Source organism: Streptosporangium sp. NPDC050148, assembly GCF_055586505.1.
The window spans coordinates 1-11,848 of the sequence record NZ_JBVJIA010000044.1; the positions used below are offsets into that span (position 1 = coordinate 1).

At 69.2% G+C, this 11,848-nt stretch carries 8 protein-coding genes; 3 read left to right on the plus strand and 5 right to left on the minus strand.

All coding sequences use genetic code 11. The features are described from left to right. The first annotated feature begins 225 nt into the window (after positions 1-225). Together ACZ6RT_RS33325 and ACZ6RT_RS33330 are read left to right on the plus strand one after the other, a co-directional pair. Positions 226-1,452, plus strand: a complete 1,227-nt coding sequence (locus tag ACZ6RT_RS33325) for a cupin domain-containing protein (RefSeq protein WP_470157862.1) — start codon at positions 226-228, stop codon at positions 1,450-1,452. Beyond that, positions 1,449-1,943 carry a hypothetical protein gene (locus tag ACZ6RT_RS33330; RefSeq protein WP_470157864.1) on the plus strand — a complete coding sequence of 165 codons (495 nt, stop codon included), beginning with the start codon at positions 1,449-1,451 and terminating at the stop codon, positions 1,941-1,943. Before ACZ6RT_RS33325 ends, ACZ6RT_RS33330 begins: the two co-directional genes overlap by 4 nt. Positions 1,944-2,310: 367 nt before the next feature. Here ACZ6RT_RS33330 and ACZ6RT_RS33335 read toward each other — a convergent pair whose 3' ends face one another. Continuing rightward, positions 2,311-2,757 carry a hypothetical protein gene (locus ACZ6RT_RS33335; RefSeq protein WP_470157866.1) on the minus strand — a complete coding sequence of 149 codons (447 nt, stop codon included), beginning with the start codon at positions 2,755-2,757 and terminating at the stop codon, positions 2,311-2,313. Between the two features lie 794 nt (positions 2,758-3,551). Between ACZ6RT_RS33335 and ACZ6RT_RS33340 the strand changes: the two genes are divergently transcribed. Next, positions 3,552-4,469 (plus strand): hypothetical protein, encoded by a 918-nt coding sequence (locus ACZ6RT_RS33340; protein ID WP_470157868.1) that lies wholly within the window; start codon positions 3,552-3,554, stop codon positions 4,467-4,469. A gap of 48 nt (positions 4,470-4,517) precedes the next feature. On the opposite strand, the gene ACZ6RT_RS33345 is transcribed toward ACZ6RT_RS33340, so the two are convergent. The 4 genes from ACZ6RT_RS33345 to ACZ6RT_RS33360 form a co-directional block, all read right to left on the minus strand. Next, positions 4,518-5,321, minus strand: coding sequence for a DUF8094 domain-containing protein (locus ACZ6RT_RS33345; protein ID WP_470157870.1), 804 nt, complete (start codon positions 5,319-5,321; stop codon positions 4,518-4,520). 475 nt (positions 5,322-5,796) lie between these two features. Beyond that, complete coding sequence (locus ACZ6RT_RS33350; protein WP_470157872.1) at positions 5,797-6,336, minus strand: DinB family protein; 540 nt, start codon at positions 6,334-6,336, stop codon at positions 5,797-5,799. 34 nt (positions 6,337-6,370) lie between these two features. Then, positions 6,371-8,692, minus strand: a complete 2,322-nt coding sequence (locus tag ACZ6RT_RS33355) for a lantibiotic dehydratase (RefSeq protein ID WP_470157874.1) — start codon at positions 8,690-8,692, stop codon at positions 6,371-6,373. Then, a complete protein-coding gene (locus tag ACZ6RT_RS33360; protein ID WP_470157876.1) occupies positions 8,692-11,841 on the minus strand; it encodes a condensation domain-containing protein in 3,150 nt (1,049 codons plus the stop codon). The genes ACZ6RT_RS33355 and ACZ6RT_RS33360 overlap by 1 nt, the downstream gene beginning before the upstream one ends. Positions 11,842-11,848 lie beyond the last annotated feature (7 nt).

Below are 11,848 nucleotides of genomic sequence, written 5' to 3' on the forward strand. Positions count from 1 at the left end.
CTTCCTCCAGGTCCGTGTCTGCGGATGCCTGAATCACAGTACTCATCAGGTGTATCTCCTTGATCAGGAGTTACACCGAAAACCGTACAGTTCCGGCCTTGGTGAAGATCGGCGCGGTGTTCGTAGCGGATACGTAGCCTTTCCGGAGACGCTTCGGAGCGACAGGGAGTGACCTAATCATGACGATTAGTTGGCTGGGAGGGCGCGGGAACCTACAGTCAAGGAATGCTTGATGACGGGAACGGGGTCGCCGGAGGCGACGAGGCGGTAGGGGGGCTCGCGACACTCCTCGCACCGGTCGGGCTCCGGGAGTTCTTCGGCGGTCACCACGAGAGCGCGCCGCTCTACGTGCCGGGTGCGCCCGGGCGGTTCCGGGATCTGCCGCAGTTGGCGGACGTCGACTTCCTGCTGACGGCGACCGTCTCGGACCGGATCCGGCCCGGTGACGGCGAGCGCCTGGTGCGCAGCGAGGCCGGCGGCGGGCTGACCGAGCGCCGTGTGCAGATCCTGAGCTCCTTCGCCGTCGACGTCCAGGCCGTCTACCGCGCCTACGACGATGGCTTCACGCTGATCGTCAACCGGCTGCACCGGCGGCACGACGCGGTCGCGCGGCTCTGCCGGGAGCTCCAGGCGCAGTTGCGCTTTCCGGTCGGCGCCAACCTCTACCTCACGCCCGCTCGCAGCCAGGGCTTCCTGCCGCACGCCGACAGCCACGACGTGTACATCCTGCAGCTGCACGGCTCAAAGGTGTGGCACGTCAGCGCACCCGAAACCGAGCTCCCGCTGCGCACCGAGCCGGGCGGGCCGCGCGCGTTGCCTGAACCGGAGATCCGCACCCTGACGCCCGGCGACGTGCTGTACCTGCCGCGCGGCTGGCGGCACGCGGCACTGACCGGTGAGACGTCCTCGATGCATCTCACGGTCGGGGTAGAGGCCTACACCTGGCACGACTACCTCACCGTCGCGCTCGACGTGCTCGCCGAATCCGACGTGGCGTTCCGGGCCGCCCTGCCCCGCTCCTACTTCGACGGCCCGGTCGACCCCGACCAGATGGACGCGCTCACCGCCCGCCTCGCGTCCGCCCTCGATGACTCGGGAGTGCGGGCGCGGGCCCGCGATCGGCTGTGCTCCCGCCTGTCGCGCCAGACCCTCCCCACCGGGTTCCAGCGCTTTTCCTCACTCGACGCACTGTCCGCCCTGGAACCCAGCGCGAGGATCCTGCGTAACCCGGGCATCATCTGCGTCGTTCGCACCGGCGCCGCCGAGACAACCATCGAGTTCCTCGGTAACCACGTCACCGGCCCCGCCGTCGTGGCTTCGGCCCTGGCGTTCATCGCCGCAGAGACGAGCTTCACCGTCGCCGACCTGCCCGGCCCCCTCACCGACACCGACCGTCTCGACCTTGTCCGCCGCCTCATCAGCGAAGGCCTCCTGGAGGTAGACCCTAAATGACCGACGACATCGGAAGCGACATCATCGGCGGCGACATGGCCGAGGACGACCAGCGGATCCTTCGGCACTGGCGCGACAGCCTCATCCTGCTCGATGTCCGCTACGAGGACCGCCGTCTCGCCAAGATCGCCGCGCGGGCCATGACCGACCCGGCCTTCCGCGCGTCGGCGCTGGCGCCCGGCGAAACCGAAGCCGCCCCCTACGACGACCAGACGCCCGTCGAGATCCGTTTCCACGTCAACACGCCCACGGTCCTGCACGTCGTGCTGCCGCCACCCGCCGGAGAGGCCGCCCGGCGTCCGCCTTCGCTACGCGAAGCCCTCCGCTCCCGCACCAGCCTTCTCGCCACCGCGGCGATCTTCGGTAACGACGACTGGAACCTCTCCGACCCCGGCACCGACCCACCGATCTTCACCGGCCCGCACACGCCCGACGGCACCGACGGGCACGGCCACGGCACCGGGGACATATTCCAGCTCCCGGGCCACTGAAGGCCAGGGCCGTCAAACGCGCCAGAAGCGGACCAGGTCGGTGAGTTCGCTGCGCGCGCTCCATCCTTGCCGTGCGCGTGTAGCGCTTGCGGTCAGTTCAGGGGCTGTGCGTTCCCACAGATCGTCGGGAACGAGGTCGGGGGAAGACACGCGGCTGATTTTCTTCGAGCAGCGCGGTCGTCACTAGCCTGACACGCCGCTCATTTTGAAACGAGCTGTGATCAACTCCGAGATCATCCACCTGTTGGAGATCGCCCTCGCCGCCGATCCTGGCGGATCAGCGGCCCCTGCCCCGCTACGCGGGAGGCCGGATTCCTCCCCGGCCTGAAGGCTCGGGCATCCTCCGGTTATCCAGTAACCACTTCGCTCAGACGAACATCCAGCAGTAGAGCATCTGGTCGTGCTCCTTCGCGCGGCGAGCCAGCCCGACAAGTTCCTCGACCAGGGACAGCAGGTATTCGCTGTCGTCCGAGGAGTGGAGAGAGAACTCCTCGATCTTCGTCCAGCGTTCCGCCGCCGCGGGCAGGGACGAGTCGTCCGCGCCGGCGAGGATGTCACGCGCGTTCACCGACAACTCGTAGATGGCCGCCCCACCCAGGTAGGGGGAGTCCTCAGGCAGGGCATCCCACTCCTCGTCGGTCTGCGGGGCCGGATCGGGATACGAGGGGTACAGGGACACCGTATCGACCAGGCCGAGAAAGAAGTCGACATCGCCGACGAACGCCACGAGCTGGCCCAGGATCACCTGAGGGTCGACCCATTTAGTCACCACGGCGTCGAACCCGGCGACTCCGTACTCAGGATCGTCGATCACACGGGAACGGTCCGGTTGGACGGTCGCCGCCGCACGATCCGCAGCCCGGTAATACTCACAAAAGACGCTCACGCGAGCGATCCTGGCCCGGCGCGCACACCAGGGCAACCACTCGGGCATACCTGCCCAGTGACCATGTCGCACATGATCGACCGCCTTGACCTGCCAACGTAACGAAGCGAGGCGCCGTCGGCAGATGAGTACGCAGGCCAGTTCGAGGAAGGCCTAGTCAAGATCGGCGCGGACCTCCCGGCAGATGCGCGGGCGGCGGAGGCGAGCAGCACAGCGAATACCTGCTCAACGACCTGGCGCTATCTGTTGAGACCGCAGCCGTGTTCGATGCCGCGGCGGTCGATCAGCAGGCGTATCTACGACTCGCGCACCAAGCGCGGTACGTGTCGTGATCGTAGCCGCGATCGGTCAGGACGACGCCGGGACGCCGCCGAGGGCGGCCGCACTTGTCGCGGACCTTCGAGATCGCGTCCAGTAGCAGGCGAAACTGGGGGCGTCGCCCGCGGTTGGTGCCGGCCACGATGACGGCCAGTGGTATGCCGGTGGCAGCCGAGCTCATTGTGGTGAGCGCTGTTATCCCGCCAGTACGGCCGGGGTGGAGGGTGCACCTTCGGCCAGGTAGCGCTCGACCAACGTGGCCAGTCCGAGGGGGTAGACCTTCTGGTGTGTTGAGCACGACTGGCACGCCGGTGATTTTCCGAAGTGGTCGATGAGGGCAGCAAAGGAAGGATTGACAGCCGGGTCGACGGTTTGCGTGCGGGCCTATGGCATGATCACCCCCCATGAGATGGACAGCGACAATGGCAGGTGCGCTGGGCCTGGCGACCCTGCCAGCCCCCACCCAGACCGCAACGGTCGTCGACGTGGTCGCGGCGGTGCAACGTCTGCAGGCCCAGAGCCGGTCGGTGAAGGTCGTTCAGCACACCGCGGCCGACTGGCCCTACGATCCCCGCTTCCGCGAGATGCCACGCGACGCGTGCCGGAGCGGCAGCGGTGACCCCCATCTGACAGGAGTGGCGCGGCTGGGCCGGGGCGGGGTGGTCGCCGCCGACATGACGCGATCCATGCCGCTCGGCGGGTGTCACCTGCAACTCCTGCGCAAGGACGCCGCGGGCGGCGATCGCCGGGCGGCCGACCTCGCCAAGGTCGGCGCGGCGGCCCACAAGGTACGCAGCGTCGGCGGCGTGCTGTACGGCGCAGGCCCGGCCTACGGCAAGACGTCCTGGGCACGGCTCGGCAACGCACCCGGCGGCGCGGCACTGTACGGCGATCAGATCATCGACGTCTTCGACCTCGGCACGCTCAAAGCGCTCCTCGCCTCGGCCTCCAGCAGCAAGCCGGGCCCACCCCTGCGCGACGCCGACAACCGCGCCGTGAAAAAGACCTGGAGCTACCGCGGCACGACCACCTTCGGGCACCTGTTCGCAAGGTCCAAACCGTTCAAGCAGATGCTCGGCGGGCGCCTGAACCCCCGCTACAGCGGCATCACCCTGCACTGGGGAATCTCCACCGACCTGTCCGGCAGGCCCGTCGTCGTGCAGGCGATCTGGCGACCGGGCGAGGGCTATCCGATGTCGTCGGTGGCGGTGGCCACCCGGTTCAGCTGGAACGTCGCAGCAACCGTCGTCAAGGCTCCGCCCGCTGCCAGCACGGCACAAGACCCCTACGGGGACGACGTCATCGACCTGTTCACGTCCTGACCGGCGAACCCCCCAAGGGTCGATCAGGAACCCGGGCGGTGCGACACCCTACGAGCCCTGAACCGCGAGCGTGGCGAACCAGTCCCCGACGACCATCGCTCGACCGCCGGTGCCCGCCGCCGAAATGGCCGCCACCAACCACGCGCCGGATCGCACCTGAGCGTGGCGGGTGTACGAGCGGCCGCGACTCAACACCCGCGGCCCGCGCCGCGTGAAACTGAGCGGCGACGCACCAGGGGTCGCGGCACGAAACGTATGCGTTTCACGGTGCGCGTACCACACCAGTGCCCCACCATCTCGGGTCCGCAGCCCATACACCCGCTGCGGGGTGGTGACACCCACCGCGAAACTCCACTGCCCCCGCAGTTCCGCGCGATCGGCACGCCGGGCCTGCAGCGCCTGGCTGGTGTAGCCGCCCGCGGCCAGCACCTGCCTGCTGTCAGCGCTGTCGTCGTCACCCAGGCGGGAGAGCCACTCGGCGTGCGCGTCCGCTACGCGCTGGGGGGTGTACATCAGCCCGCGGGCCTTCTCCCCCACCTCCTCGGCATAGCCGTCGGCATCGCGGGCGATCTGCGGAAACTCTCGCGCTTTCGCCGTCGATCCGGCCACCAGACGCCACCCGGGCAATCCTCCAGGTGCCGCGTGCTCCTGGAAGATCAGATGGCTGCGCGAGTCGCTCCACCCCTTGTACATCACGGTCACGACGAACCAGCGGGGCTGTCGTGGTGGTACTCGAGCGATGGTCAGTTCGACAGCCATGATCGGGGGTGGCCCTTTTCGCTGCTTGTCTTCCAGTGCGTTTAGTCGCTCTTGTGTGCGTATTAATTTTGTTTTTGATTTTGAACTTTCCAATTTCCTTTACAATGTAGATTTATAATGAAATGTCCACATTTACTTGGCCTACCGTTGATCGCAGTGAAAGGCTGGCACGCTTGATCCCGTATCGGTCACCGCCGACACCACCCCGGCTTCCCTGCCTGACGGCGCGCCCCTCACTCCCCTCGGCCACCTTGGACACCCTCCCGGCAACGGCCGGTTCCGAGGTGGTGGGGACGGAGGGAGTCGCCAGGCGGGGAATGTCTCCGCCCAGCTCGGTGCCGATTCGGTCAGATGATGGTGCCGGGCGGCCAGGCCGTTGCAGGTCCACCGGCGAACCTCCGCGCCAGGGCACGAGGTCGTTAGAGCTCACATGATCGGAAGATGCTCAACCAGCGTTGCCGGAGCTCTGTACGAAGAGTGGAGGAAGGTAGAAACAGTGGGTTAGATCTGTCGTCGGCGAACATGAACTTTTCGCCCGGAGATCCCCAATTTGGACGATCGCTGAGCGCTACTCCCCCGTCTCCCCGTCCACCGACTCGCGAAGGAGATCGGCGTGACCGTTGTGACGCGCGTACTCCTCGATCATGTGGACCACGATCCACCGCAGGGACGGCGTCTCGCCGCCGGGCCAGGACCGCTGGGCCGGACGATCCAGGCCGCCGTCGTCCAGCGCCTCGGCGACCGCCTCACGGGAGCGCTCCACGGCCTTCTCCCACACCGCGAACAGCTCCTGTGGGGAGTCGTCGGCGGCGGAGTTCCATTCCCAGTCCCGGTCGGCGCGCCAATCTGCGGTGTCCCACGGCGCAGATCGGTCCCGCCCGTGCAACCAGCGGGAGAACCAGTCGTCCTCCACGTACGCCAGATGCTTGAGCAGCCCGCCCAGCGTCATCGACGAGGCACCGACCGTCGCCGTCAGTCCCGCGGTGTCGAGGCCCCGGCACTTCCACCTCAACGTCGCGCGCTGGTAGTCGAGGAAACCCAGGAGGGTCGCCGTCTCGTCACCTGCGACAGGCGGCTCGGGCCGACCGTGCTCGTCCACCTCAGTCATGAACGGCAAGCATAGCGATCGTGATCGCCGCCGGTCAGGAAACACCCGGCCCCGTGTTCCAGGGACGCGGCGAACCCGATCTGACCGCTATCAGACGTAGTTCGGCGGTGTAGAGCTCCCCGTCGGCGTCTCGCAACCAAAGCTGGTCCAGGTCGGGCAGCATCTCGGTGACGGTGATCTCGCCAGCTCCCTCCTCGGCGGTACGACGGATCAGCTTGGCCATGAGGTTCACCATGGGCAGGCTACGGAAGTCCATCGCCAGCGGCTTCCTCTCGCTCGGTACCCGGATGAAGCCCCGCTCGGGCAGACCGTGCCGGGATCGCCAGGACCGTGCGGCGGCGTAGCGCGAGCGCTCGTCCTTGCGATTGGCCCAGGTGGGTTCGGCGGCCGGGAACGTCCAGGTCTCACGGCTCATGACCAGCCGGTCGATGGTGACGCGCGGCCGATGCCCCGATCGGCCGAGAGGGCGGAACGCGTTGGTCGTCAGGGCGGTCAGCGGGTCTCCGGCGGCCTCCAGGAACGGGTAGGTCCGCTTCTCCTCGCGGTGCCGTACGACGAGCGTCTCACCTTCCCGCGTCACGAACAGGTCCAGGATGGAGTGCATGGTTATGCCGGGCGGGGGTTCGGTCGCCTCCCCTCCGATGCTCAGGTAGGCGTTGCCCGGCAGCATGAGTTCGGCGGCCCGGGACATGCGCGAGGTCGTCAGCGGCGAGTCCGCCCGGGGAACGATCAGGAGCCGGCCGTCCGGGTGAGCGGCCGCCGTCGCCTCGCGCAGCCGGCCGGGATCGGGGTGTTGGCTGACGAAGGACCTGTTCTCGATGGTGTTGGCCGCGCAGTGCAGTTCGCCGAGCACGTAGTCGGCCTCGCCGCGCGCCAGGGATTCAGCGTCGGTGGCGATCACCATGAGGTCCGGGGAGAACCAGCGGGCACCGCTCCACCGGGGCGGCCCCACTGGGAACTCCAGGGCTACCCGATCGGCGATGGCGGCGGCGGAGACCCGGTGCTCCCGGACGTCCCCCGGCGGCAGATCGAGGATCCTGGCCCACTTTTCCTGGAACTCCGCCGTCACCTCGTGGACGATCTCCGATTCCGGGCTGAGGGTGAACTGCCCGAGTTCCGGCATGAGAGTGGTCAGGAGCTGGACCAGGGGCAGATCCGCACGACCGGTCCTGGCGGTCTCCCGGTCGAAGATCTCACACGCCAGGGCGTCGTAGCGGTCGCCGACCGTGTTGACGAGCCACAGCGCGCTGTCCAGTACCAATCCCAGCGGTGCGGTCAGAGCGGCGAGCACCCGGGACCCCACCTGGACCTCGGCCGAGCGGACGGTGTCCTCGTAGACCAGGGTCCGGCCGGCGTACAGCCCGCCTGAGCGGCGGCTGGCCTCCTGGTCGGTGAGCCGCTCGAAGGTGTCGGCGAGCTCCTGCTGGGCCTTCATCAGCCGGTCGGCGTCCCCCGCGGCGGCGGCCACGCCCTCCCGCGCCGCCGTCAGCTCTCGCAGCGGCCGGCTGACCCGGTCACGGACCCGTGGGTCGGCGATCGCCTCGATCCGCGCCGCCAGTGTCCGCTCCGGCCAGGTCTCCAGCGGGCCGGACAGGTCGATCCGGACCGCGCCGACCTCGCGCAGCCGCAGCAGGGCCGCCACCGTGGCCGGGACCGGCGGGTCACCGACGATCTCCCGTACGGTCCGCTGCCCGTCGCACCGTGCCAGGACCCGCAGTTCCGCGACCGTCAGCGTCACCGGCCTGGCGAACGGCCGGCGCAGCAGCCCGCCGGTGAGCGACGCCGACAGCTCGCGCCGGGGACGCAGCCAGGGCCACACCTCGGGCAGGGCGGCCAGCGTCCCGGCGAGCGTGCCGATCGCCCAGTCCTCGAAGTAGGTGGTACGTCGGGACAGGAACCCCGTCCCGGGGTCCACGACGATCCCCGTGTCCTCCGGCACCAGCCGGGCCCAGCCGAACGGGCCGAAGAACCCCACCGTGTCGTTCTTGAGGCAGTAACGCTGCAGGTAGGTCGCGATGGTCAGCTCGTGGCGGCGGCCGCGCTTGGCGCGGGACTCGCCCGCCGCGATCTTGTCCAGAGTGAAGCGGACCACCTGTGGGTTCTGCCAGGCCACCGCCTCACGGAAGGCGCCGTCGACCGCGATCCGGCCCATGGCGTCGGACAGGCGTTCGGTGGCTGCGGCGTAGACCTTCTCGTAGGCCGCCCCGGAGTCGGCGGCGGTGGAGTCGCCGGCGGCGGCGAGCTCGTCGTCACAGATCTCCAGGAACCTCCTGGCGGCGAATCCGGCACCGCGCAGCGCGACGTCGCGCCACACGACCCAGCCGGTACCGCCCAGCGGCACGTGATGCTCGCTCATCAGGTCTCGATCTCATCCAGCAGGGTGGCGAACTCGTCCGCTCCGTACCGCTCGACCTGGGCTCGCAGGACCAGTCGCGCCAGCCCTTCCACCGTGGGTGCCTCGAAGACCTGGCGCAGGGAGAGCTCGATGACGAAGGACTCCCTGATCCTGGCGGTGAGCTGGGTCGCCAGCAGGGAGAAGCCGTTCAGTTCGAAGAAGGTGTCATGGACGCCGACCCGTTCGGTTTGGAGCAGTTCCTCGAAGATTTCGGTCAGACGGCGCTCGATCGGCGTGCGGGGGGCCACGTAGGTGTCGACCGCCGGGCCGTCGGAGGCCGGTAGGGGAAGTGCGGCCAGGTCGTAGCCGCCGTCCGGGGTGAGCGGCAGGCCCTCGAGGAGGAGCAGGTGCCCGGGGATCAGGCGGTCGGGCAGCCGGTTGCGCAGGTACGGGGTGATCGTGGCGGTGTCCTGCTCGGGGCCGGGTCCCGTCAGGTAACCGACCACTGCGAGGTCGCCGTCGTCCGTGACCTGCTCGGTCACCAGTGCGTCATGGATCTGCGGCAGCTCGCGCAGGACGGCCACGACGTCCCTCAGGTCATCGCCCGGGTTCTCTCCGCTCCGGGCGACGAGTTCCACCGTGCCGTCGCTCCAGCGGCGCGCGAGGTCGCCGGTGCGGCTGGTTCCGACACGGAGCTCGGCGACCTCACCGGTGGCGGCCGGTCCGCCGCCGGCGTGGACGAGCCGTACCGCGGGGCCGGTGCCCAGGGGGACGACTGTCGGTGCGGACTCCTCCGCCCAGTCCTGTGGAACCGGGTAGGCGGCCGCGGGCCGCCCGTCGCGGCCGAGGCGGTGCACGCCGACGGCCCGGCAGCCCGGTGCCAGGCGGCGCAGCGCGGTGATGTCGCAGGCCAGCAGGTCGCCCGAGTTCTCGATGAAGGCGTGGCGCAGGGCGGGCAGCCGCTCGCCCGCGAGGGCTCGCAGGATAGGCGGTGTCAGGTAGGCGACGGTGATCTCCTCGTCCCGCAGCCAGGCCGACAGGTCTCCGGTGGGTTCCCTCAGCACCAGGGTCCCGCCGGCGCGTAGCGCGCTGGAGACGGCCGAGATCAGGTGGCCGGGCAGCGTGGACAGCACGGCGAAGCGGTCACCGGAGGTGAAGTCGGCATGGGGAGCAGCCGGTCCGGGCAGGACGGGCCGACCTGCCGCCACCTCCTCGTCGCCGGGCCCGTCGGTGAGGGAGCTGAGATCGAGGGTGATGCCCGGCGCGCCGCCGGTCGGGCTCACGTCCAGCACCGTGTCCACCCCGAGGAAGTGGACGGGCACCGAACCGGCGTCCTCGATCACCGAGAACGGCACGCCCGCCTTTGCGCACCCCAGGATCGCGGCCACGAATGCGGCCGACCCTCTGCGCACCACCCCGTAGTGGGCTGGCGCCCGTCCGGCCAGCGTTTCGGCGACCCGGCCGGCCGCTTGAGCCAGTCGCGGGTAGCTCCACTCCCCCTGGCCGTCCCGCACCGCCGTTCCGGTCCCGGGCCATGACGGTGCCGCCTCGTCCGCCGCGGAGCCGCCGGACGGGAGCTCGTCGTGGCCGCCGGGGAGCGGGTAGTCCAGGAAGCTCCTGCCCGGATCCGTGACCGCGGCTTCCAGCAGGGCCTGGAGATGGGTGAGAAGGATGCGCATCATCTCCGGGTCGTAGCGGTCGGCGTTGAAGTCGAGGAAGATCTGGAGCGCTTCGTCGATCTCCTGAGTGGTGATGGTGAGGTCGAACTTGCTGGGGAGCGTGATCGCCTCCAGCGGCTTGACGTCGACCCCGCCGATCCGTTCCGGTTCCGGGCTGTCGATGGTGTTGAGCAGAACCTGAAAGAGCGGGGAGCGACGGGGGTCGCGCGGGACCTGAAGCTCCTTGACGATGACGTCGAAGGGAGCATCGGCGTGCGCCAGCCCTTCCAGCGCGACCTGCCTGGACCGGCCGAGGAGGTCGGCGAAGCTCGGGTCGCCGGACAGGTCTGCCCTGAAGGGCAGGGTGTTGACGAAGAATCCGATCAGTCCGTCCGTGCCGTCGGCGACACGTCCTGCCACCGGTACGCCGATCACCATGTCCCGCTGGCCGCACCAGCGTGACAGGACGGCGGTCAGTCCCGCCATCATCGTCATGAACATGGTCACGCCGTGGCGGCGGCACAGGTCGTGCATCGCCGCGGTCAGCGACTTCGGCAGGGTCAGCTCCAGGTGGTGACCGGGCGAGATCCGTAGCGGGGCCAGGCTCCTGCGGGTGGGCAGGGCCAGCGGAGGCGGCGGATCGGCCAGGTGCCGGCTCCAGTAGCCGACCTCCCGGCGCAACGCCGCTTCGCTCAGGGACTCGCGCTGCCAGACCGCGTAGTCGCGGTACTGGATCGGGAGGTCGGCCAGCCCGGCGCGGGCGGCGTCGCCACCGGCCTCGTAGAGCGCCGACAGCTCGCGGACGAGGAGGCCGACCGACCAGGCGTCGGAGACGATGTGGTGCATCGTGATCGAGAGCAGGTGCTCGGTCTCGGCAAGCCGGAGCAGCGCGCAACGAAAGAGCGGTCCGGTGGCGAGGTCGAAGGGCGTCGCGGCCTGCAGGTCAGCCAGCAGACGAGCGGTCTCGCGCGGGTCTTCCCGTTCACCGGTGAGGTCGGTGAAATCGAGCCTCCAGTCCTCGCCGAGCGCGTCCACGACCTGGGCCGGCCGGTCGTTCACCAGCGGGAACCGGGTGCGCAGTGTCTCGTGGCGGACCAGGATCGCGCGGATGCTCGCCTCCAGCGCGGGCAGGTCGAGCGGGCCGGTCAACAACCTTCGGCCATGGACGTTGTAGGCCGCTCCTGGCCGTACCTGGTCCTCCAGCCACAGACGTTCCTGTTCGAAGGAGAGCACCGGGCCGGCGTCCGCGGGCCGCCGGCCGACGGCATGCGTGCCGGGCATCGGCCGTGCCCCCGCCACCACCGCGGCGATCGTCGGGGAGGCGTAGAACTCCTTGATCGGGATTTGGAGACCCAGCGTCTTGCGGATACGCGCCACGACCTTGGGGACGAGCAGCGAGTGACCGCCCAGCTCGAAGAAGTCGTCGAAGATTCCCAGATCCGGGCATCCCAGGGCATCACGCCAGATCGCGGCGACCGCTTCCTCGTCGGGGGTACGGGGCGAGTGCGACATGGCCACA